At 63.6% G+C, this 22523-nt stretch carries 16 protein-coding genes and 1 pseudogene; 6 read left to right on the forward strand and 11 right to left on the reverse strand.

Annotated elements, in window-relative coordinates:
* Positions 1–48 precede the first annotated feature (48 nt).
* From ACUN8C_RS16640 to ACUN8C_RS16660, 5 genes are all read right to left on the reverse strand, one after another.
* Positions 49–789: a siderophore-interacting protein gene (locus tag ACUN8C_RS16640; RefSeq protein ID WP_445620272.1), complete on the reverse strand. Its 741-nt coding sequence runs from the start codon at positions 787–789 to the stop codon at positions 49–51.
* A complete protein-coding gene (locus ACUN8C_RS16645; RefSeq protein ID WP_445620273.1) occupies positions 786–1265 on the reverse strand; it encodes a MarR family winged helix-turn-helix transcriptional regulator in 480 nt (159 codons plus the stop codon). The genes ACUN8C_RS16640 and ACUN8C_RS16645 overlap by 4 nt, the downstream gene beginning before the upstream one ends.
* 248 nt (positions 1266–1513) lie before the next feature.
* The gene (locus ACUN8C_RS16650) at positions 1514–3007 is read right to left on the reverse strand and encodes a Na+/H+ antiporter family protein (protein ID WP_445620274.1); all 1494 of its coding nucleotides are present in this window, start codon (positions 3005–3007) and stop codon (positions 1514–1516) included.
* Between the two features lie 96 nt (positions 3008–3103).
* A complete protein-coding gene (locus ACUN8C_RS16655) occupies positions 3104–3412 on the reverse strand; it encodes an ArsR/SmtB family transcription factor (protein WP_445620275.1) in 309 nt (102 codons plus the stop codon).
* A 78-nt stretch (positions 3413–3490) separates the two neighbouring features.
* On the reverse strand, positions 3491–4621 hold the full coding sequence (locus ACUN8C_RS16660) for an NADH:flavin oxidoreductase (protein WP_445621879.1): 1131 nt from the start codon (positions 4619–4621) through the stop codon (positions 3491–3493).
* 244 nt (positions 4622–4865) lie between these two features.
* On the opposite strand from ACUN8C_RS16660, the gene ACUN8C_RS16665 reads away from it, so the two are divergent.
* From ACUN8C_RS16665 to ACUN8C_RS16675, 3 genes are all read left to right on the forward strand, one after another.
* Positions 4866–5699: an inositol monophosphatase family protein gene (locus ACUN8C_RS16665; protein WP_445620276.1), complete on the forward strand. Its 834-nt coding sequence runs from the start codon at positions 4866–4868 to the stop codon at positions 5697–5699.
* Between the two features lie 207 nt (positions 5700–5906).
* Positions 5907–6368 carry a MarR family winged helix-turn-helix transcriptional regulator gene (locus ACUN8C_RS16670; RefSeq protein WP_445620277.1) on the forward strand — a complete coding sequence of 154 codons (462 nt, stop codon included), beginning with the start codon at positions 5907–5909 and terminating at the stop codon, positions 6366–6368.
* Between the two features lie 65 nt (positions 6369–6433).
* A complete protein-coding gene (locus tag ACUN8C_RS16675) occupies positions 6434–6862 on the forward strand; it encodes an organic hydroperoxide resistance protein (protein WP_445620278.1) in 429 nt (142 codons plus the stop codon).
* A 135-nt stretch (positions 6863–6997) separates the two neighbouring features.
* Here ACUN8C_RS16675 and norR read toward each other — a convergent pair whose 3' ends face one another.
* The gene (gene norR / locus ACUN8C_RS16680; protein WP_445620279.1) at positions 6998–8560 is read right to left on the reverse strand and encodes a nitric oxide reductase transcriptional regulator NorR; all 1563 of its coding nucleotides are present in this window, start codon (positions 8558–8560) and stop codon (positions 6998–7000) included.
* A 233-nt stretch (positions 8561–8793) separates the two neighbouring features.
* On the opposite strand from norR, the gene hmpA reads away from it, so the two are divergent.
* On the forward strand, positions 8794–9972 hold the full coding sequence (hmpA, locus tag ACUN8C_RS16685; protein ID WP_445620280.1) for an NO-inducible flavohemoprotein: 1179 nt from the start codon (positions 8794–8796) through the stop codon (positions 9970–9972).
* Between the two features lie 38 nt (positions 9973–10010).
* On the opposite strand, the pseudogene ACUN8C_RS16690 reads toward hmpA, so the two are convergent.
* The 4 genes and pseudogenes from ACUN8C_RS16690 to ACUN8C_RS16705 form a co-directional block, all read right to left on the reverse strand.
* A pseudogene (locus tag ACUN8C_RS16690) lies at positions 10011–10778 on the reverse strand (SDR family oxidoreductase).
* Between the two features lie 135 nt (positions 10779–10913).
* Positions 10914–11480, reverse strand: a complete 567-nt coding sequence (locus ACUN8C_RS16695) for a peptidylprolyl isomerase (protein WP_445620281.1) — start codon at positions 11478–11480, stop codon at positions 10914–10916.
* 71 nt (positions 11481–11551) lie between these two features.
* Positions 11552–12235 carry a two-component system response regulator NarL gene (gene narL / locus ACUN8C_RS16700; RefSeq protein ID WP_299257523.1) on the reverse strand — a complete coding sequence of 228 codons (684 nt, stop codon included), beginning with the start codon at positions 12233–12235 and terminating at the stop codon, positions 11552–11554.
* Positions 12232–13947: a histidine kinase gene (locus tag ACUN8C_RS16705; protein WP_445620282.1), complete on the reverse strand. Its 1716-nt coding sequence runs from the start codon at positions 13945–13947 to the stop codon at positions 12232–12234. The genes narL and ACUN8C_RS16705 overlap by 4 nt, the downstream gene beginning before the upstream one ends.
* 222 nt (positions 13948–14169) lie before the next feature.
* On the opposite strand from ACUN8C_RS16705, the gene ACUN8C_RS16710 reads away from it, so the two are divergent.
* Together ACUN8C_RS16710 and ACUN8C_RS16715 are read left to right on the forward strand one after the other, a co-directional pair.
* On the forward strand, positions 14170–16854 hold the full coding sequence (locus ACUN8C_RS16710; protein ID WP_445620283.1) for a nitrate/nitrite transporter: 2685 nt from the start codon (positions 14170–14172) through the stop codon (positions 16852–16854).
* Positions 16855–16876: 22 nt separating this feature from the next.
* On the forward strand, positions 16877–20659 hold the full coding sequence (locus ACUN8C_RS16715; protein ID WP_445620284.1) for a nitrate reductase subunit alpha: 3783 nt from the start codon (positions 16877–16879) through the stop codon (positions 20657–20659).
* Positions 20660–20757: 98 nt separating this feature from the next.
* On the opposite strand, the gene ACUN8C_RS16720 is transcribed toward ACUN8C_RS16715, so the two are convergent.
* Complete coding sequence (locus ACUN8C_RS16720) at positions 20758–22518, reverse strand: ABC transporter permease subunit (RefSeq protein ID WP_445620285.1); 1761 nt, start codon at positions 22516–22518, stop codon at positions 20758–20760.
* Positions 22519–22523: the final 5 nt, after the last annotated feature.

A 22523-nucleotide genomic window follows, 5' to 3' on the forward strand; every position in this document is an offset into this window, starting at 1 on the left:
ATACATTATCTCTAATGTATTGACGGCAGGCGTGGCGTCAGCTGTAGCTCAGCCGCTGCGTTCGGCGTCTTCCTGCTTGGCGCTCTTGTGGCGCTCCTCGTTCAGGCCCAGCTTCCAGTAGCTCGACACGTAGAGATCGCTTTTGGCCACCTCGCGCTCGGTCTTGAAGTAGTGGCGCAGCTTGCGCATGGCAGAGAACTCGCACGCCGCCCACACCGCCGGGCGGCCATCTTCCCAGTCGATCGCCCGTACCGCATCAGGCAGTACGTCGCTGTTCTCGCCCGGGTGCTCATTGATCACCCAGTGCAGTGTGATGCCTTCGGGCTTATCAAGCGGCTGAATCTCGGCCTCGCCCAGCACCTCGATCACGGCGTGACCGCGGGCGTGGGCGGGCAGGTGTTCGAGGTTGTCGCTGATCGCCGGCAGGGCGGTCATGTCACCGGCGAGCAGAAACCAGTCGGCGGTTGTATCCACACGCTTGCGCGGACCGGGGCCGCCGATCTCGATGGTGTCACCGGGCGCGGCACTGTCGGCCCACTGCGCCGCCGGGCCGCCGTCCTCGTGCAGTACAAAGTCCACATCGATGGCGTCGTCGCGCTGGGCGCGCACGGTGTAGGTGCGCATGAACGGCGTGCCGCCCTCGCGGGTGAACATCAGCTTGATGTAGGTGCCGGCCTGGTCCTCGGGGAAGGTCGCCATGCCCTCACCGCCAAGTGTGACGCGTAGCATATGAGGAGTGATCAGGGTCTTGTTCAGCACGGTAAAACGACGGGGGGCGGGGCGGCTCATGGGCTCTCCTGGTCGCGATCAAGCTGTTCGGTCATGGCGTTGACGGTCTCGATGAAATCACTGGTCCGGGCAGGACTTAACCCGGCGGCCATCTGCGTCTCCAGCGTTTGCTCGATGGTCTCGATTCGTTCATTGAGTACAAGGCCATCAGTGCTGAGACGCAGATGCGCGGCGCGGCTGTCGGTGGGGTGAGGGTAACGCTCGATCAGGCCATCGCGCTCCAGCTCGCGGGTGACGCGGGTGATCAACCCCTTGTCCTGCAACAGTGCCTCGGCCAGCTCGCGGGCCATCACGCCGTCATGGCGACCGATCTCGCCGAGCACGCGCAGATGCGACAGCGGCAGGGTAATGCCGGCGGCCATGTAGCGTTCGCGCAGGGCGCGCTTGTAGACGTGCAAAAGCCCGAAAAGAGCGTTGCCGGCAGTAGGCATCAGGTCATGACCGTAATTAAAGTGATGCGCGATACGATCCGCCATATGGTTGACATTGTCAACCATATGGCGCGGCGTGCGGCTTTGCCGCAGACCTGCTCACCACCACTGCGTTGGCTACTTCACTGCCGGCTCGGGCCATCGGGGCCCGGCGGCGACTGCCCATCCCGAGAATGCACCGCAGACCTTTTTGATGGTCAATGAAATTCCGGCAGGCAGTGCCATCAATGCAAGACGCCCGCCCTCGAATGGAGGGCGGGCGTCCTGTTTGAAACAGACGATACCAGGGGCCGCTACAATACCATCGCGGCCACCCAGGCCAGCACCAGCATGCCCAGGTTGGCATGCAAAAAGGTCGGGATCACGCTGTCTCTGATATGGTCATGCTGGCCGTCGGCATTGAGTCCGGCGGTGGCACCCAGCGTAATGGTGGAGGCCGGCGAGCCGGCATCACCGAGGGCTGCCGAGGCGCCTAGCAGGGCGACGGTGGCCAGCGGCGAAAATCCCAGTGCCAGCGAGAGCGGAATATAGATCGGCGCCAGAATCGGCACGCTGGCGAAGGAATCGCCAAAGCCGATGGTAATGAAAAGCCCTACCACCAGCATGATCAAGGCACCCAGCGCCCGGTTGTCACCGATCAGATCCGCCGCGGCGCTCACCAGCGGCGCGATCTCGCCGGTAGCACCCAGCACGCCGGCAAAGCCGGAGGCGACGGTAATGATGACGGCGATCTGCGCCATCATGCGAAGCCCCTGGGTGAAGACATCATCCTGCTCGCGCCAGCGGAAGATGCCGGTCACGCTGATGATCATGAAGCCGATCAGGGCGCCCAGCAGCAGCGAATCAAAAACGATCTGACACCACAGCGCCACGCCCAGTGCGATCATCGTCATCACCAGCTGCCCGACGTTGAGCGTCACCGGCGCCTGCGCTGGCGACTGAGGTGTCGCGGCACTGAAGGCCTGTGGGGCAGGCGTGTCAGACGTTGAAGATGCATAGTCGCGCGGGCGGCGATAGGTGACCAGCACCGCCACCAGCATGCCAAGGATGATCCCCAACACCGGCAGGGCCATCGCTTTCGGTGCCATGGACGCCGTGGCGGTCAGCCCCAGCGGCGCGCCCACCTGATTGACGTTGGCCAGCAGGATTTCGTTGAGATAGATCGCGCCAAAGCCGGTCGGCAGCAGCAGGTAGGTGGCACTCATGGCGCAGGCCAGAATGCAGGCGATCGCCCGGCGGTCCAGCCGCAGCCGGTTCATCAGCCCCAGCAGCGGTGGAATCAGAATCGGGATAAAGGCGATGTGGACCGGCACCAGGTTCTGGGAGAGCAGCGAGGCGGTGATCAGAATCCCGAACAGCAGCGCCTTGATACTGCGATCGGTGGTGTTGATGTTGCTGTCCAGCGCGGTGGAGAGCTTTTGGGCCAGCAGCTCCAGCAGGCCACTGCGCCCCAGCGCGACCGCCAGGGCGCCGATCATGACGTAGGTCAGCCCGACCTGCGCGCCGACCAGCAGATTGTCGTTGAATGCCGCCAGTGAGGCCTCCATCGAGAGCCCCGCATGCAGCCCGCCCAGCAGCGCCGCCGCAATCAGGGCAATCGCCACCGGAACCTGCAAAAGACACAGCGTCACCATCAACACGATCGTGAGCACCACGGCATTGATGTGATAGCCCACGGCCTGCGCAGTCAGATAGAGCAATGCCAGAAGGCCCAGCACCGGCAACACGCGACGACGGGCAAAGCGATCCCGGCCGGGAAACGCATCATGAGAGAGGGTTGGGGACATGATCCTGCCTTGTGAACGGTTGTTATTATCCGCCCAACCGGGCGTGGCGCGATCATATCAATGCAGGCGTCATGACGCGCTGTTCATCACGCCGAATCAGCGGCGTGACAGAAGCTCACCGAGGGCGCTCAAAAACGCCTCGGCGACGTCGTGCTCGTAGCGATAATAGGTCCACTGGCCCACGCGCTGTGATGAGACAAGCCCCGCGCGTGACAGCGTCGACAGATACAGCGAGATGGTCGGCTGAGAAAGCCCGGTTTTCTCGCGAATATGGCTGACACAGATGCCCCCGGGCGGGGCCATCTCTTTCTGGGGCTGAAAATGGCGCTCCGGCTCCTTGAGCCAGCACACAATGTCCAGACGCACCGGATTGGCCAGTGCGCTTAAAACCGTATTGATATCCATGATCAGGGCCATGCGTTGGGGGCCGGTTCAGTATACGCACTCACGGCCGGACTGCCGAGACAGCCCGGCCGATGCGTTTTAACGAACCAGCGTGTCCAGCGCGCTGGTATCGAAGTCACTCAGCTCGTCAAGACGACCGTCACGCACCTTGCGGGCCCACTGCGGGTCGGAGAGCAGGGCACGACCGATGGCGATCAGATCGAAATCGCCTCGGGCGCGCCACATGGCCAGCTCCTCGACATTGACCCGGCTTTTGGAGCTCGGGTCTTCGGTGCGGGTGAAGTGCCCGGTGCGGAAGGTCTTGTCCAGACCCACGCTGCCCACGGCAATCACCGGGCAGCCGGTCAGCTCGCGTGTCCAGGTGGCCAGCGACTTGCTGCTGCCCTCAAAGCCCGGCTCCCATACGCGGCGCGTGCTGGCATGAAAGATGTCCACACCGTCCTCGGCCAACGGCTTGAGCAGCTCGCCCAGGGCTTCGGGCGTCTCGGCGATGATCGCTTCGTAGTCGGAAAGCTTCCACTGCGAGAAGCGAAAGATGATCGGGAACTCCGGGCCAACCGCCTCACGAACCGCGCGGACGATCAGGCGCGGGAAGCGCAGTCGGTTCTCGACACTGCCGCCGTAGTCATCATCACGCTGGTTGCTCTCGGGCCACAAAAACTGATCGATCAGATAGCCGTGAGCACCGTGCAGCTCGATACCGTCAAAGCCGATCGTTTTCGCATCGCGCGCGGCGCGGGCAAAGGAGGCCACCACGTCCTGGATGTCCTGTTCGTTCATCGCCTTCACGACTTCTACACCGTCTTCGACGATCGACATCGGCCCGAAGCCCGGTACGCTCATGTCCGGCTCGACACCCGGGCGACGCTCGCGACCCACGTGCCACAGCTGCGGCACGATCCTGCCGCCGGCGGCGTGGACGCCTTCAACGACGTTCTGCCAGCCGGCCAGCGCCGCCTCACCGTGAAAGGCCGGTACCTGTGGGTAGCCGTTGGCGCCCGGATGATCGATATAGGTGCCTTCGGTAATGATCAGGCCGACACCGCCTTCGGCGCGGCTTTTGTAGTAGGCGGCCACCTCGGCGCCCGGCACACCGCCCGGCGACTGATTGCGCGTCATGGGCGCCATGACAATCCGGTTGGGGATCGTGATCGGCCCCAGCGAGAGGGGTTCAAACAGCGGGGCGGCCAGCGTTTGTGCGGAAGTCATCATGTCGTCTACCTACTGATATAGAAATATATCAATATATTAAACAGAGCGAGACCATTGTGACAATCTCCCCGGCACCGACGAAGGGTGGCGTAGTGTCACAGGGTGTGAGCTTTGCGCGTTGTGCCATTGGTGCTGGTGATCGTCCCGGATGACCGCCATGCTATAGACCACTCGTGTCACCGCCGCGTCTGTCGCAGCAGCGGTTGAACCTCCCACTGCCCCCTTACCAAGGAGCCCCGTCATGACCCTGGATCAGGCTGCCACCCAGACGCTTATCGACATTGTTCGCCACGCCGCGAAAACCGAGATTCTGCCGCGCTTTCGCATGCTCGATCCCGACACCATCGACACCAAGAGCGGTCCGGATGATCTGGTCACCATTGCTGACAAGGGCGCCGAGAAGGTAATCACCCAGGGGGTCGCCAGGGCCTTTCCCGAGGCCACCATCGTGGGTGAGGAAGCCGTGGCCGAAGACGCCTCGCTTTTGAATACCATCGCTGATGCCGAGATGGCGGTGATCATCGACCCGATCGATGGCACCTGGAACTTTGCCCGCAATCTCAATCAGTTCGGCGTGATTTTGGCCGTGGTCAGCCGCGGTGAGACCGTGTTCGGGCTGTTGTATGACCCGCTGGTCGATGACTGGGTCATGGCCCGCAAGGGGGAGGGCGCCTGGTATGGCCGCCCGGACGGCACCGAGCGGCGACTGCACATGTCCAGCACCTCAAAGCTCTCCAGCATGACCGGCTCCACCTCCATTCGCCGCTTCCCGAAGGAGACCCAGTACGATCTGGCCGGACTTTTCCCTGACTTTGACCGCATGATGTCCTTTGGCTGCGCCTGTCACGAATACCGCACCATGGCCTTTGGCTTTGTGGATTTCATGCTGACCGCCAAACTGATGCCCTGGGACCACGCCGCCGGCATCATGATCGTGCAGGAAGCCGGCGGTTACGCCGCGCTGCTCGACGGCACGCCGTATAACCCGACGATTCATCAGGGCCGCATGATCGCTGCCAACTCAAAAGACAGCTGGGAAGCCCTGCGCGAAAAGTTCGACTTTCTGATCGACTGACCTGCCGCTTCTGCCCGGCGCGTGCCCTGTGGTGACGCGCCGGCGCCCGATGGCTGACCCAGGTTATTGTTAATCATGGCCGTTAACCGTCACGATAGGCGCTGACATGATCCCTTGCTAATGAACAAGTCCCTTCGCGGCCGGCGCTATGATGCTGATAGCTTTAAATAGCTGGCCATTAAATCGCGCGCTATATAAGTTATGTTCATGACCGATAACAACGATAATCCCGAACAGCATGGGGAGATGATGGCACTGGAATCGCAACTCTGTTTTGCTCTCTATGCCACCCAGCTTTCCATGAGCAAGCTTTACAGACGGCTGCTCAAGCAGCTGGAACTGACCTATCCCCAGTATCTGGTCATGCAGGTGCTATGGCAGGAAGACCATTTGACCGTGTCCGGCATCGGCGAGCGGCTGTCACTGGATTCCGCCACGCTCACACCGCTGCTCAAGCGGCTGGAAAGCGCTGAACTGGTCAGGCGTCAGCGCAGCCGTGAAGATGAACGCCAGGTCGAGGTATCGTTGACCGATCGGGGTAGCGCACTGCGGGAAAGGGCCCGCACCCTGCCCGCAGAAGTCGAACGCGCATCCGGCTGCTCGACATCGGAAATGAAGGCGCTGCGCGATCAGCTCAACGCCCTAAGACACCAGCTGGACAGTATTTAGCCTTTTTTTATCCATTTACATCGTGCACGACCTAATAGTGCGCATTTGATACAGGAAACATGATCATGTCGATTGAAAAGGTACTTTACCGCGCCAGCGCCCAAGCCACCGGTGGCCGTGAAGGCCGCGCCGTCTCCTCTGACGAAAAGCTCGATGTCGTTTTGAGCACCCCGAAGGAACTGGGCGGCAACGGCGGCGATGGCACCAACCCGGAGCAGCTTTTTGCTGCCGGTTACTCGGCCTGTTTCATGGGCGCGCTCAAGCATGTGGCCGCTCAGGAGAAGGTCAAACTGCCCGATAACGCCTGGGTAGGAGCAGAAGTAGGCATCGGGCCGATCGCCACCGGTTTTGGCATCGAAGTGGCGCTGAATATTCGCCTGCCCGACATGGATGAACACCAGGCCAATGCCCTGGTCGAAAAGGCCCACGTGGTGTGCCCCTACTCCAATGCCACCCGCGGCAACATCGACGTAACGCTCAACGTTGAAGTCTGAACAGCGTCCGCAAAAACCCTGAATCAAAAAAACGCCCGCCGGTGACACAGGCGGGCGTTTTCATGTGGCGACATCAGGAGTGATCGTCGACATGTTTCACGTGAAACATTGTCGTTTCACGTCTTCGAATACCGTCTATTTAAGCCCCAGTCGCCGCCCGAGCCGATGCAGATTGGCGCTGTCCATATCGAGTGCTCGAGCGCTGGCCGCCCAGTTGTGATCGTGGGCGGCCAGCACCTGTTTAATGTGGTAACGCTGGAAGGTGTCAGTGGCCTCGCGCAGGGACAGCGTGTTATCCACAGCTGTTTGCGGGCAAGCGGGTGTGGATAAGTGATCCACCTCAGGCTCGACATCGCTTGAGGCCTTCTCTGCCGGCAGGTCCAGATGCTGGATCCCGATACAGACCACGGCCGACCGACGGGAGGCCGGATGCGCCGCGCCCATGGCCCGCAGGGCAGCGCGGCTCAGGGTGTGCTCGAGTTCGCGAACGTTGCCGGGCCAGTGCCAGGCGAGTAGCGCCTGTTCGGCGCGAATGTCCAGCCGGAGGTTGGCCAGGCCCAGACGCACCCGGTTGTCTTCCAGAAAATGTCCGGCCAGCAGCAAAATATCTTCACGGCGCTCGCGCAGCGGCGGAATGCGCAGGGGGAAAACGCTCAGGCGGTGATAGAGATCTTCGCGAAAGCGACCGGCGGCCACCTCCTCGGCCAGATCGCGATTGGTGACGGCCACCAGTCGTACATCCACCTTTACCGACTGATCGCTGCCCAGCGGCTGAATCTCGCCTTCCTGCAGTACGCGCAGCAGTCGCGGCTGCTGGCACAGCGGTAGTTCGCCGATTTCATCGAGCATCAGGGTACCACCATCGGCCATGACAAAATGGCCCTGATGGTCACGATTGGCGCCGGAAAAGGCGCCGCGTCGATGGCCAAAGAGCGCGCTTTCGATCAGCGACTCCGGCAGCGTGGCGCAATTGACCCGAACCAGCGGCCCGTTGCTGCGCCGCGAGCGCTCGTGCAGATGGCGCGTCAGGTGCTCCTTGCCCACGCCGGTTTCGCCGTGCATCAGCACGCTCAGATCGGTGGGCGCCACCAGTGCCATGCTTTCATACAGGCGCGCCATAGCCGGACTGTGCCAGCCGGGCGACCCCAGTGGCGCCCCCTGCTCCGGGGACAGTACCTGATTGAGCCGCGAGCGGGTGTCCTCGAGCTGCCCGGTCAGGCGCAGGCAGGTGGCCAAAAGCTCCGCAGCCGCCATCAACTCATCGTCATCGATGCCGTCCATCTGCTGAGGGACAAGAGCGTCCAGCGTCAGCATGCCCAACAGCCGATCACCGTCGCGCAGGGCCACCCCCATGCAGTCATGCACATGGGTCAGGTCAGCATCGAGCAGGCCGTCAAAGGGGTCCGGCAGGGCGCAGTCACGCGGAAACCGACAGACATGAGGATGGGCGGCAATGGCGGCAAGCCTTGGGTGGGCCTCCAGCTGGAAGCGCCGACCGCAGACTTCGTTGCCCATGCCCAGTACCGCTACCGGCTGCAATCCGCCCTCGACGCTGACCATCAGCGTGCTGGCATCGGCCGGATAGTTGCCCACCAGCGCGGCCAGCAGCCGCGACCACTGCGGATGCAGGGCATCAAAACGCTTGCCGTCACTCAGGGCAGCCAGTAGATCCCGCAGCGCTCTGGAAAAGATGGTCATATCGACACCTCAACCTGCCATGTTGTCATTTTGACATTATGTATTGGCGTCATTATGACTACGGCTCTTGTTCTGACGCCAGCCCGGCCTTTTGCCAATAACCTGCATACACCGCTTCACACGGGGCCGGACGCGGTGCAGGCGTGGCGCCCTGTCGCACGCAGGCTGACCTGGCACGGGTCTTGCGATAACAGAAGTGTTCCGTTCTGCCCACCTGTCGCCAGGAGCGCGTCATGCTTAACGAAAAGCAGCTTGATGTCATCAATGCCACGGCCCCGGTCGTCGCCGACAACGCTGAAACCATCGCCAAAACCTTTTATCCGCTGATGTTTGAGCGCTATCCGCACGTGCGCTCGATGTTCAACATGCGACATCAGGAGACCGGCGAACAGCCCCGGGCACTTGCCCGCTCGGTGGTCGCCTACGCGCTCAACCGCAACGATCCAAAAGCGCTTGAACGACTCATGTACCCGATCGTCAACAAGCATGTGGCGATCAATCTGCAGCCTGATCAGTATGCCATCGTCGCCGAGTGTCTGATGGCCGCGATCGGGGAAGTGCTGGGTGATGCCGTCACCCCCGAGATTGCCGATGCCTGGAGCGGACTCTACTGGGAGTTTGCCGATCGACTGATCGCCGCCGAAGAGTCCACTTATCAGGCACTCGAGGAGGCGCCCGGCGGCTGGCGCGGCGAGCGGGACTTCTATCTCGCCGATCGCGTGGCGGAAAGCGAGGAAATCGTGTCGTTTTACTTCAAGCCGCTGGATCAGCACCCGGTGCGCACCTTCCAGCCGGGGCAGTATCTGGGCGTGGCGCTCGACATCGACGGCGAACAGGCCCTGCGCCAGTACAGCCTGACCTCGCGGCCGGGAGACGATTTCTACCGAATTTCGGTCAAGCGTGAAGGTCAGGGACGGGCCAGCCGCCACCTGCATGATCATGTGAAGGTCGGTGATCATGTCCGCCTGCTGGCGCCGGTCGGTGACATGGTGCTCGATGATCGCGAAGCACCGGTCATGCTGATCAGCGCCGGTGTCGGCCAGACCCCGATGCTCTCGCTGATGGCTCAGGCGCTGGATGCCGGGCGCCAGGTGATCTATCTGCATGGCGCGCGCAACGCCCGCGTTCATGCCTTCCACGAGCATCTAAAGGCCATGGCCGAGCAGTACGGCAGCCAGCTCACCTACCGTTATGTCTACAGTGACCCCACCACCCCCGATGAGCTGCCCCATCGCGGCGTGATCGACCACGCCCTGCTGGCGGACTATCTGCCGCGCGACGCCACACCGAGCTGCTATTTCACAGGCCCGACCGGCTTCATGCGCGATGTGGACAGCGCCCTGGCAGCACTGGGCATCGACACGCCCTATCGCCATTTCGAATACTTCGGCCCCTCCGGTCAGCTGCACTGACGGCCCAAAGGGAAGACCGATCGACGGCGGGGTGAGATTTAGAGGTGATAGACCTGGCTACGCCCGCCGTCGATGAGAATGTCGGTGGCATTGATAAAACGCGCCTCGTCACCGGCCAGAAACAGCGCCGTGGCGGCCACCTCTTTGGCGTCGCCAAAGCGCTTGCAGGGCAAAAGCTCGATCTGTTGCAACCGCTCTGCCTCGCTCAATCCGTCAAGCCAGGCCTACGCGGAGGGCGTTGCAATCAGCCCAGGCGAAATCGAATTGACTCGAATGCCCCGGGCCGCGTATTCAATGCCCAGCGAACGGGTCAGCCCGATCAGGCCATGCTTGGCCACCGGATAGGGAAAGGCCCCGGGAATGATCCGATGCCCATGGACTGAGGCGATGTTGACCACATGGCCGCGCGACTGCGCAAGCATCGACGGCAACAGCGCCTGAATGCAGTGCCAGGCGCCTTCCAGATTGATCGAAAGACAGCGCTGCCAGAGCTCGGCATCCACCGCCAACGGGTCGGAGAAAACGTTGACGCCGGCGGCGTTGACCAGGATATCGATCTTGCCCAGAGCGTCGAGCGAAGAGGCCATGACGCCTCTGACGGCATCATGATCGGCCACGTCCACCGTCTCGACATGAACCCTGCCGGGATACGCCCGCCCCAGCCGGGTGCCCTCTCGGATCAGGGCAGGCGCGTCCTGATCCAGCAGTGCCACGCTTGCCCCTTCAATGAGAAAACGCTCGACCGTGGCAAGCCCGATGCCGCTGGCAGCCCCGGTCACCACGGCCCGCTGTCCCTGAAGTCTCATGTACCGCCCTCGTGATGATTCGAGTGATCATCATCGCAGCTTCGGGGCAAACCGCGTACACGCCCTTGTGATGAGCCACAAAAAACGGCCCGGAACCCCTGGGCAGGCATTCCGGGCCGTCATGTCAGGGGCACATCAATCCAGTCGTTCGACCGACAAAATGGTGATCGGGTTGCTGGGCACATCGGCGTAAGGCCCACGACGGCCGGTCGGCGCCCCGGCAATGGCATCGACCACGTCCATGCCGGACACCACGTGACCGAAGACGGTGTAGCCGGGCTCGTAAAGGTTGCGGTAGTCGAGCGCCTGGTTGTCGACCAGATTGATGAAGAACTGGCTGGTGGCCGAATCCGGCTGGCCGGTGCGCGCCATGGCAATGGTGCCGCGGGTATTCTTGAGCTTGCTTTCTTCCAGCGCGATGGGGTCATGGGTCTTTTTGGACGTCATGTCGGCCGTCATGCCACCGCCCTGAATCATGAACCCGTCAATGACACGGTGGAACACGGTGCCCTGATAGAAGTTTTCCCTGGTATAGCGCAGGAAGTTGTCCACCGTATGGGGCGCCGCCGCGGCGTCGAGTTCCAGCTCGATACTGCCCTGGGTGGTCCGGATTTCGACATGCGGGTGGTCGGCATCGGCCAGTGCCAGAGGCGAGCAAAGCGGTAGCGCCAGCAGGCACCCGCGCAGTAACGGTTTCAGCATGAAAAGCGCTCCAGTCATACGATAGGGCCAGAAAGCCTAGCCGGGTGTGCCGGGGCTGACCAGCCCCCTGCTTATTTCCATCCTTCCCGGGCGGCCCAGACTGCCGCTTCGGTACGGGTGCGCATGCCCATCTTTTTTAACAGATGCCGTACGTGGACCTTGACCGTCCCTTCGCTGATGTCGAGGCGCCGGCCGACCTCCTTGTTCGACTGACTCTGGGCGATCAGACGCAGAATGTCGCGCTCGCGTCGGGTCAGCCGGGCCACCAGCGCCTCGGGACCGGGCGCGGGTTCACGCAGGGCCCGGGTCAAAAGGCCCATGAGGCGCGGATCAAAGGCATCGCCCTGCTCATCGAGTGCCTCGATGGCCGCCAACAGCGCCTCGGGGTCGGTGTCCTTGAGCAGATAGCCGCTGGCCCCGGCGCGAATCGCGGCGAGCACGTCGTCCTGCTCTTCAGAGACGGTGAGCATCACGATCGGCACGGCCACGCCTGCTTCACGCAGCCGGGTCAGCGTCTCGATGCCGTCCATGCCCGCCATCTTCATGTCCAGCAGAATCAGATCCGGCACATGGTGCGTGCAGTACTCCAGCGCCCGGGCGCCGCTGTCGGCCTCGCCTGCCAGACTCAGCGAGGTGCTCATCGCCAATAGCTGCTGCACCCCGCGTCGAAAGAGCGGGTGATCGTCCACCACCAGTACGCCACGTGGTGGCGGCTGGTGGTTCATGTCATGAGGGCTTGTGTCATGAGAGCTCATGCTGTGGTGTCTCCCGGGATGTGGGGATCGTTGATGAAGTTCAGCGCCACCCGCGTGCCGCCCGTGTCACGGCGGGCCAGTTCCAGCGTGGTGCCCAGACTGCGGGCGCGCTCGGCCATGATGATGGTGCCATAGTGATGCGTGCGCGTTGGGTGCTCGGGCAGGCCCACGCCGTCATCCTCAACGATCAGTTCAATGCTACCGGCCTGGCCGGTCAGGGTCACCGCGACCTTTTTCGCTCGAGCATGCTGTACCACGTTGGCCAGCGCCTCCCGCAGAATCTGGACCAGATGCAGCTCCTGATCGGGGGAGAGGACGTCATCGGCAAGGGCGAGCCTCATATCGATGTCGAGCCCGCCCCGCTCGGCAAACTCGCCCACCGTGGCCTGTACCGCCGCGTTGATGCCATCCTCGGTCAAACGCAGACGAAAGGTGACCAGCAGTTCACGCAGCTGTCGGTAGGCCTGATTGATGCCCTCGCGCAGCTCGGCGAGAATGGCCGGTGCGTCGCTGTCGGTGGTCTCCGGCAGGGCGCGGCCCAGTCGCAGGGCCTGAATGTTGAGATAGCTCAGCGACTGCGCCAGTGAGTCATGCAGCTCACGGGCGATCACGGCGCGCTCGTCCATCAGCGCCAGTCGCCGCTTGTGCCGCCCCTGAGCGCGCAGGGCCAGCGCCGCCCCCAGCTGGTCGGCCAGCGTCTCGCAGAGTCGACACTTCCAGGCCGGCAACGGCGCCCCGCCCGGCAGGCGGGCCGTCAATATCAGAGGCGTCTGTGCATCGCCCTTGAGAGGAATGTAGTAGGCGTCATCGTCACTGCGATCCCCGGGAGAGACCAGCCTCAGTTCGGCCGGGGCCATCAGCGTCTCGAAGGGGCGCAGCGCCTGTTCGGGGTCGATCGCCTCGGGGGCGGTCGTGGCCAGATAGCGTGCATTGTCGTATAGAAGCGTCAGCGCCAGATGACTCTGCTCCAGTCGATGGCCGCGCTCTTCGACCTGATCGTTGAGATGCTGACAAAACGCGTCGAGCTGACCGGCCATGTCATCGATGGTGGCCGCCAGCAGCCCGATTTCGTCGTTGCGCCAGTAGCCACTGCGCGCCTTGAGTTCACCGGCGCGCAGTGCCTCGATCACGTTCAAAAGCCGCCCCAGCGGGCGACGCACGTGACAATGAAGCTGATATGCGCCCCAGGCGATCAGCGGCAGGGTGAGCAACAGCAATACCACCTGCAGGGTGCAAAGCCGGCTGATGCGTGCCTCGGCCAGTGTCTGAAGTGCCTCGGTCAGGTTATCCAGCGCACGGACATGGTCAACGATGCGCCGGGTCTCCACGCTCACCGCCTGCGCAGGGGTACGCATGTCCGGGCGCAACGCTTCACGCCACTCAAGACGTACGTCCGCCAGCCGCGCCACAACGTCTGGCTCATACTCAAGGGCCACCGCTGTCGCCAGACGTTGCCAGGTATCATCCACCCCCTTCAGTAACGTTTGCCAACGCTCGGCATCCGCAGTGGGCGCCTGCGCTGCCAGCCGCCAGGTCTGCATGCGCAGCGAGCCGGCCTGATTGATCACCCGGGCATCCAGCCGGGCAGTATCGGCCAGCCAGCCGCTGGCCAACATGCCCCCCAGCGCCAGCAGGGACACCCCCGAAAGAATCAGGGCAAGCGTCAGGGAGAGCGCGTAGTGCGAGGGCACAAAGCGTTTGACTACCCCCATGGTGTCCTCCTGCGAGGGCCAGCTACCTCCAAGGAGGTAATCAACCCCATAAAGGGCTTTGCTTTCAGCGATCTACGGGCGTGACGCTCGCTATCGCCAATGAGATAACACGCTGATTTAACGCTATTTTCAGCCGGTCTATTTTGACGACGGTCAAAAGCGCTCGCGCCATCTCGCGCACAGTAGTCCTGACGCCATCATCCCGGCTACGAGGGCACCATCATGAGCGCAGATACCGCATCCCCACCACGATCACAGCAGCGGCGTGCGCTGGGTCTCTCGACGCTGGCCTTCACGCTGTGCTTTGCGGTCTGGACGATCTTTTCGATCCTCGGGGTCCGCCTCAAGCAGGAATTCGGCCTGTCCGATACCCAGCTCGGGCTCTTGATGGCCACGCCCGTCCTCACGGGCTCCGTCAGCCGGCTGTTGCTGGGTCTCTGGACCGACCGCTTCGGCGGACGTCGGGTCTTTAGCCTGTTGATGCTGGTCAGCGCGGCCTGCGTTTACCTGCTCACCTTCGCGACAAGCTACGCCATGCTGCTGCTGGCCGCCCTGGGTGTGGGGCTGGCCGGGGGCGGATTCATCGTCGGGGTGGCCTACACCTCGACCTGGTATGGCGCCGGCCAACAGGGCACGGCACTGGGCATTTTTGGTGCCGGCAACGTGGGGGCCGCCATCACCAACTTCGCTGCCCCCTTCCTGCTGCTGGCGATGGGATGGCAGGGCACGGCGCTGGTCTATGCCACCGTGCTGGCGCTGGCCGGTATCGCGTTCTGGGTGCTGGCGAAAGAGGATCCGGCCCATGCCGAGCGTCGGGCGCCGGTGCCTCTAAAGGTGCAGCTGGCGCCGCTTTCCGAGCTGCGGGTCTGGCGCTTCTCGCTGTATTACTTCTTTGTCTTTGGCGGCTTCGTGGCACTCGCCCTGTGGCTGCCCCACTATCTGATGGAGGTCTACGGACTGGGCATTGCTGCCGCCGGCATGGTGGCGGCGCTCTATTCGTTGCCGGCCTCGCTGTTTCGCATTCTGGGCGGCGTACTTTCAGACCGCATCGGCGCCCGACGCGTCATGTACTGGACGCTTGGCATCTCGGCGCTGTGTCTGCTGGTGCTGAGCTATCCGCCGAGCCGATTCATGATCGAGGGCGTGCGCGGTGAGGTCAGCTTCTCGCTGGTCATCACACTGCCGCTGTTCATCGTGCTGATCTTTGTGCTGGGCTTTTTCATGTCGCTGGGCAAGGCCGCCGTGTTCAAGCACATTCCGGTCTATTACCCCGACCATGTGGGTGCGGTCGGCGGCGTGGTCGGCATGGTCGGCGGACTGGGCGGCTTCCTGCTGCCACTGACGTTTGGCATGCTCAACGATGTGGTAGGCATCTGGCAGAGCTGCTTCATGCTGCTGTTTGTGGTGGTGATTGCCGCCCTTGCGTGGATGCATTACGCCATTACCCGCGCCGACAACCAGAGCTGGGGCAAGGCCCCGCGCAGCACGGACCTGCCGGAGCTTGCCGCCCCCCGTTCGCTGGTACTGACCGAGTGGCACCCCGAAGACGCCACATTCTGGCAGACCACCGGAGCGCGCATTGCCCGGCGCAACCTGTGGATCTCGATTCCCAACCTGCTGCTGGCCTTTGCGGTGTGGTCGATCTGGAGCATCCTGGTGGTGCGCCTGCCGCAGCTCGGTTTTGGCTACAGCCCCAATCAGCTCTTCTGGCTGGCCGCGCTGCCGTCCCTGTCCGGTGCCACGCTTCGCATCTTCTACAGCTTCATGGTGCCGATTTTTGGCGGTCGGCGCTGGACGGCGATTTCAACCGCCTCGCTGTTGCTGCCGTGTCTGTGGATCGGTGTGGCGGTACAGCATCCCGACACGCCCTACAGCGTGATGCTGATTCTGGCCCTGCTGTGCGGCTTTGGCGGCGGCAACTTCGCCTCCAGCATGGCCAACATCAGCTTTTTCTATCCGCAGGCACAAAAGGGCACCGCCATGGGCCTGAACGCAGGTCTTGGCAATCTGGGGGTCTCCGCCCTGCAGCTGATCGGTCCACTGGTGATTGCTACCAGCGTGCTGGGGCCGATGGCCGGTGGCCCGCTGACCGTCACTCAGGGCGTACATGCCGGCGAGTCGGTCTGGCTGCAAAACCTTGCCTTCATCTGGGTGCCGCTGATTGTCATTGCCGCACTGGCCGCCTGGTTTGGCATGAATGACATCGCCTCGGCCAAGTCCTCGTTTCGCGATCAGGCGGTGATCTTCAAGCGCCAACACAACTGGCTGATGAGCTGGCTGTATCTGGGCACCTTTGGCAGCTTCATCGGCTTTGCCGCCGGTTTCCCGTTGCTCTCCGGCATGCAGTTCCCCGATGTTGATCCGACCCGCTACGCCTTTCTGGGGCCGCTGGTCGGCGCACTCGCCCGGCCGCTGGGCGGCTGGCTGGCCGACCGACTGGGCGGGGCACGAGTCACGCTCTGGAACTTCGCTCTGATGGTGGCAGGCGTTTTGGGGGTACTGCTCTTTCTCCCCGGCGCTTCCCTGTCTCAGGACCCGGGCCAGAGCGGCAGCTTTGTAGGCTTTTTCCTGATGTTTCTGATCCTGTTCATCGCCACCGGCATCGGCAACGGCTCTACCTATCGCATGGTGCCGGTCATCTTCTTCAACCAGCGTCGCCAGGCACTGGGTGATGACCACCTGGAGCAGGTGCGCACCGAGGCCAATCGCGAATCTGCCGCCGTTCTGGGGTTCATCTCGGCGATGGCTGCTTACGGCGGTTTCTTCATTCCCAAATCCTATGGCACCGCGATGGCGCTGTCCGGCAGCGTGGCGCCGGCCCTTTACGGTTTTATTTTCTTCTATCTCAGCTGCATGGCGCTGACCTGGTGGTTTTATGCCCGTCGTAACGCCCCGGCCCCCTGCTAGGCACGCCCAAGGAGACTGACCCATGAGCTATTTTCTCGACCGACTGCAGTACATGAAAAAGATCCGCACCTCATTTGCGGGCGGCCACGGCGAAGTGCGCGAAGAGAGCCGCGAGTGGGAGAACGGCTATCGCGCCCGCTGGCAGCATGACAAGGTGGTGCGCTCCACCCACGGGGTGAACTGCACCGGCTCGTGCAGCTGGAAGATCTACGTCAAGAACGGCCTGGTCACCTGGGAGACCCAGCAGACCGACTATCCGCGTACCCGCCCGGACCTGCCCAACCATGAACCCCGGGGCTGCCCGCGCGGGGCGAGCTACTCCTGGTATCTCTACAGCGCCAACCGGCTCAAGTATCCGCTGGTACGCAAGGCGCTGATCCGGCTGTGGCGCGAAGCGCTCGAACAGCACCCGGACCCGGTCGATGCCTGGGCCTCGATCGTGGAGGACCCAACCAGGACCGCGCAGTACAAGCGCCTGCGCGGCATGGGCGGCTTCGTGCGCGCCGACTGGCAGGAGATGGAAACCCTGGTGGCGGCCTCCAACGTCTACACCGCCAAACAGTACGGGCCGGACCGCATCATCGGATTCTCGCCGATCCCGGCCATGTCGATGGTCTCCTACGCCGCCGGCGCGCGCTATCTGTCGCTGATTGGCGGGGTGTGCCTGTCGTTTTATGACTGGTACTGCGACCTGCCGCCGGCCAGCCCGCAGACCTGGGGCGAGCAGACCGACGTGCCGGAATCCGCCGACTGGTACAACTCGAACTACATCATCGCCTGGGGCTCCAACGTGCCGCAGACGCGCACGCCGGATGCGCACTTTTTCACCGAAGTGCGCTACAAGGGCACCAAGACGGTCGCGATCACGCCGGACTACGCCGAAGTTGCCAAGCTGTGTGATGAGTGGATCAGCCCCACCCAGGGCACCGACTCGGCACTGGGCATGGCAATGGGCCACGTGATCCTGAAGGAGTTTTACCTCGACCGACAAAGCGAGTACTTCACCGACTACGTGCGCCGCTATACCGATATGCCGATGCTGGTCGAGCTGGAAGCGCGCGAGGATGGCAGCTTCGTGCCCGGCCGCCAGCTGCGCGCCGCCGATTTTGATGCCGCACTCGGTCAGGACAACAATCCCGAATGGAAGACAGTCGCCTGGGATGAGACGCGCGACCAGCTGGTGGTGCCGCGTGGCTCGATCGGCTTTCGCTGGGGTGAGGCAGAGGCGGGCCAGGGCCGCTGGAATCTGGAGCAGCGCGACGCGGACGGCGATGACATTCACCTGCGCCTGTCGCTGGTCCCCGCCCATGATCGGGTCGTGCGGGTCGGCTTCCCCTACTTTGGCCACATCCGCCATGACTACTTCAACCACGTCGATGGCAACGACGTGCTTTACCATCATCTGCCGGCCAAACAGCTGACCCTGGCGGACGGGCGCCAGGTGCTGGCGGTCACGGTATTTGATCTGATGGTGGCCAACTACGGCATTGACCAGGGCCTCAGACTCAGCGATGGCGAGACCGGCGAAGACGACGGCGCCACCTCACTGGATCAGATGCGCCCCTATACTCCGGTCTGGCAGGAGGCGATCACCGGCGTGCCGGCAGCGCAGATCTCCCGACTGGCGCGCGAGTTTGCCGACAACGCGGATAAAACCCGCGGTCGCTCAATGATCATCGTCGGTGCCGGGCTCAACCACTGGTACCACATGGACATGCAGTACCGCGGCCTGATCAACATGCTGATCCTGTGCGGCTGTATCGGTCAGACCGGCGGCGGCTGGGCGCACTACGTGGGCCAGGAGAAGCTGCGCCCGCAGACCGGCTGGACACCGCTGGCGTTCGGACTGGACTGGAACCGCCCGCCGCGCCACATGAACGGCACCTCGTTTTTCTACAACCACTCAAGCCAGTGGCGCTTTGAGAAGGTCGAGATCAAGGACCTGCTTTCGCCGCTGGCCCGGCGCGAGGAGTACTCCGGCAGCCTGATTGATTTCAACGTGCGCGCCGAGCGCATGGGCTGGCTGCCGTCTGCGCCACAGCTGGACACCAATCCGCTGCACCTGTCCGGTGCTGCAGAGGCCGCCGGGCAACCGCTCAACGACTATGTGATCAGCCAGCTCAAAAGCGGCGATCTGCGCTTTGCCTCGGAAGACCCGGACAGCCCGCAGAATTTCCCCCGCAACCTGTTCGTGTGGCGCTCGAACCTGCTGGGCAGCTCCGGCAAGGGCCACGAGTACATGCTCAAGTATCTGCTCGGCACTACCCACGGCCTGCAGGGCAAGGACCTTGGCGAGATGGGCGGGGCGCTGCCGGAAGAAGTCGAATGGCGTGATGACGCCCCCGAGGGCAAGCTCGACCTGCTGGTGACGCTCGATTTTCGCATGTCGACCACCTGTCTCTACTCCGACGTGGTGCTGCCTACGGCCACCTGGTACGAGAAGGACGACCTCAACACCTCCGACATGCATCCCTTCATTCACCCGCTGACGGCGGCCACCGATCCGGCGTGGGAATCCCGCAGCGACTGGGAGATCTACAAGGGCATCGCAAAGGCCTTTTCAAGGGTGTGCGTGGGGCATCTGGGCGAGGAGACCGATCTGGTCACCCAGCCCATGCAGCATGACTCCCCCGGCGAGCTGGCCCAGGTCGAGGTGCGCGACTGGAAGCGCGGCGAGTGCGAGCCCATTCCCGGCCACACCATGCCGCATCTGATTGCGGTCAAGCGCGACTACCCGGCCACTTATGAACGTTTCACCTCGGTCGGACCACTGCTGGACACGCTGGGCAACGGCGGCAAGGGCATCAGCTGGCCCACCGGCCCCGAGATCGAGCTTTTGGGTCAGCTCAACCGCTGCAAGGCCGAAGGCCCGGCAAAGGGGCGCCCGATCATCGACAGCGCCATTGATGCCGCCGAAATGATTCTGACCCTGGCCCCGGAAACCAACGGCAAGGTGGCGGTGCGCGCCTGGGAGGCACTCTCGAAAATCACCGGGCGTGAACACGCCCACCTGGCGTTGCCCAAGCATGAGGAGAAAATCCGCTTTCGTGATGTGGTGGCCCAGCCGCGCAAGATCATCTCGAGCCCCACCTGGTCGGGCCTTGAAGATGAGCACGTCTCCTATAACGCCGGCTACACCAACGTCCACGAACTGATCCCGTGGCGCACCCTGAGCGGTCGCCAGCAGTTCTATCAGGATCACGCCTGGATGCGTGCCTTTGGCGAGAGCCTTCTGACCTATCGCCCGCCGATCGATACCCGCGCCGCGATGGCCGGTATCAAGTGTCCCGATGGCAACCAGAACCCCGAGCGGGTGCTCAACTGGATTACCCCGCACCAGAAGTGGGGCATTCACTCCACCTATTCGGACAACCTGTTGATGCTCACGCTGTCGCGCGGCGGGCCAATCGTCTGGCTCTCCGAAGACGATGCGAAGTCGCTCGGTGTGGAGGACAACGACTGGATCGAGCTCTACAACGCCAACGGCTCGATTGCCGCACGGGCGGTGGTCAGCCAGCGCGTCAAGCCGGGCCTTGCGATGATGTATCACGCCCAGGAGCGGATCGTGAACGTGCCGGGCTCGGAGATCAGTGGCACCCGCGGCGGCATTCACAACTCGGTCACCCGCGTGTGTCCCAAGCCCACGCACATGATCGGCGGCTACGCCCAGCTCTCGTACAGCTTCAACTACTACGGCACCGTCGGCTCCAACCGCGACGAGTTCGTGGTGGTGCGGCGCATGCACCACATCAACTGGCTGGATGGCGAAGGCACCGACAGCGTGCAGGCACCGGTAAAGGGGTAGTCGGGCAGGGTCATAAACCGGCAGCTTCCATCCCCCGGCAAAAAGGCGCCCCTCGCAGCAGGGGCGCCTTTCTTTTCAGCCTGTCTCAACCCGGGCGCTCAGCCGCGCCGCCAGAGGCTCGACAGCGACACCGCCAGAATCGACATCAGTACCAGTGCCAGCGCCGGGACCAGCACCGCCCAGGGGGCGCGCTCCAGATAGGGAATGCCTTCGGCGAGTAGTAACCCCCACTCTGGTGCCGGCGGACGGGGGCCGAGGCCCAGAAACCCAAGCGCGGCAAGGGCCAGCGCAATCCCGGGCAGGCGCAGCATGGCGTGACGAAAGACCGGGCCGATCACCGCCGGCAGCACATAGCGGGTGAGAAGCCGCAGACGCCCCACCCCAAGCATGGGCGTGATGCGCACGTGCGCCTGGCCCTGCACTTCGCTCACCAGCGCTGCCGTGTGCGCCGCCAGCGGCGCCCAGCTCACCAGCGTGACCGCAATGATGGCGCCGCTGGTGCTGGGGCCCATCACACCGGCCACGATCAGACCGGCAATCACCGGCGGGGCGGCGTTGGTGACCTCGATGGGCCCGGCCGCCAGCCGCGGCGCCAGCCCGATCAACAGACCCAGCACAAAGGTGATGGTGACCACGACCAGCGCCATGCCCATGGTCGACAGCGCCCCGTGGCTGACGCGGGCAAGAATATCGCGCCCGGTGCCATCGGCGCCCAGCGGCAGGGCCAGACTCGGCGTCTGCAGACGCAGGTAGCTGGAGGTGAGCGGGTCGCGCCCCATGCCGGCGACAATAATGATCACCAGCGCGAGCGCCACCACCGCCGGCACCAGCCACTGCCAGCGCCCGCGGTGAGACTCATGGCGGGTCACGGGAATGGCGCCGGCGCGCAGGGTCTGCCCAAGCATCAGCGTGCGGACAAGCCCCGCCGCGCCGCCGAGCACCACGGCAATCGCCAGCAGTAGCACGATACCGGTCTGCAGCGCCGGCATGTCCTGCGCCGAGGCGGCCCCCAGGGTGGCCCGCCCCAGACCGGGAATCGAGAACACCTGTTCAACGGCAATCGCCCCGCCGGTCAGCCCGACGACCACCAGCCCCACCTGCGGCATGAGACTGGGCAGGGTGCGCTTGAGCACGGCCAGCGCAATGCGCCGCCGGCCAAAACCCGCCACATGCCAGGTCGCGACCCAGCGCTCGGAAAAACTCGCCGTCAGACCGTCACTGAACAGTCGCCCCAAAAGCCCGCCGGCCGGCAGCCCGAGCGCCAGCGAAGGCAGCACCATATGGCGCCACTCGCCCCAGCCATAGGGCGGCAGCCAGTTGAGCCCGGCAGCAAAGACCACCAACAGGATCGCGGCGAGCAGAAACTCCGGCAGGGCGGTGAGCGTGGCGCCCACGGCCCCGGAGGTGGGCACCGGCTCGCCGATCAGCCCGCGGCGAACGGCGCTCACGCACAGCGCCACGGTGGTCACCAGCGCCACCAGCAGGGCCCCGAGCATCAGCACCAGCGAGACCCCGGTGGCCGACAGCATGCCGGGCAGCACCGGCCCGCCCGAAATCCACGAGATCCCGGCGTCACCGTGCACAAGGCCCCAGAGCCAGTGGCCGAGCTTCTCCCACGGGCCCATATCAAGCCCCAGCTGGACACGAATGGCGTCCAGCGCTTCCGGCGTCGGATTTTGATCGCCGGCGCGGGCACGCAGGATGCTCAACGCCGGATCACGCCCGGAAAGCCAAGGCAGCAGCCCCACCAGTACCACCACGGCAGACAGCGTCACCAGCCGCGAGAGGGTAGGCACCAGAATGCGCAGGCTTGGCACCAGGGCATAAAAGGGGGCAGTAGTCACACCTGACGTGCTCATGACCG

This window comes from Kushneria sp. Sum13, assembly GCF_052692355.1.

Excerpts from the sequence above, each read along its gene's own strand:
- ACUN8C_RS16640 (WP_445620272.1), bottom strand. The coding sequence starts at position 789 with ATGAGCCGCCCCGCCCCCCGTCGTTTTACCGTGCTGAACAAGACCCTG.
- ACUN8C_RS16645 (WP_445620273.1), bottom strand. The coding sequence starts at position 1,265 with ATGGCGGATCGTATCGCGCATCACTTTAATTACGGTCATGACCTGATG.
- ACUN8C_RS16650 (WP_445620274.1), bottom strand. The coding sequence starts at position 3,007 with ATGTCCCCAACCCTCTCTCATGATGCGTTTCCCGGCCGGGATCGCTTT.
- ACUN8C_RS16655 (WP_445620275.1), bottom strand. The coding sequence starts at position 3,412 with ATGGATATCAATACGGTTTTAAGCGCACTGGCCAATCCGGTGCGTCTG.
- ACUN8C_RS16660 (WP_445621879.1), bottom strand. The coding sequence starts at position 4,621 with ATGACTTCCGCACAAACGCTGGCCGCCCCGCTGTTTGAACCCCTCTCG.
- ACUN8C_RS16665 (WP_445620276.1), top strand. The coding sequence starts at position 4,866 with ATGACCCTGGATCAGGCTGCCACCCAGACGCTTATCGACATTGTTCGC.
- ACUN8C_RS16670 (WP_445620277.1), top strand. The coding sequence starts at position 5,907 with ATGACCGATAACAACGATAATCCCGAACAGCATGGGGAGATGATGGCA.
- ACUN8C_RS16675 (WP_445620278.1), top strand. The coding sequence starts at position 6,434 with ATGTCGATTGAAAAGGTACTTTACCGCGCCAGCGCCCAAGCCACCGGT.
- norR (WP_445620279.1), bottom strand. The coding sequence starts at position 8,560 with ATGACCATCTTTTCCAGAGCGCTGCGGGATCTACTGGCTGCCCTGAGT.
- hmpA (WP_445620280.1), top strand. The coding sequence starts at position 8,794 with ATGCTTAACGAAAAGCAGCTTGATGTCATCAATGCCACGGCCCCGGTC.
- ACUN8C_RS16695 (WP_445620281.1), bottom strand. The coding sequence starts at position 11,480 with ATGCTGAAACCGTTACTGCGCGGGTGCCTGCTGGCGCTACCGCTTTGC.
- narL (WP_299257523.1), bottom strand. The coding sequence starts at position 12,235 with ATGAGCTCTCATGACACAAGCCCTCATGACATGAACCACCAGCCGCCA.
- ACUN8C_RS16705 (WP_445620282.1), bottom strand. The coding sequence starts at position 13,947 with ATGGGGGTAGTCAAACGCTTTGTGCCCTCGCACTACGCGCTCTCCCTG.
- ACUN8C_RS16710 (WP_445620283.1), top strand. The coding sequence starts at position 14,170 with ATGAGCGCAGATACCGCATCCCCACCACGATCACAGCAGCGGCGTGCG.
- ACUN8C_RS16715 (WP_445620284.1), top strand. The coding sequence starts at position 16,877 with ATGAGCTATTTTCTCGACCGACTGCAGTACATGAAAAAGATCCGCACC.
- ACUN8C_RS16720 (WP_445620285.1), bottom strand. The coding sequence starts at position 22,518 with ATGAGCACGTCAGGTGTGACTACTGCCCCCTTTTATGCCCTGGTGCCA.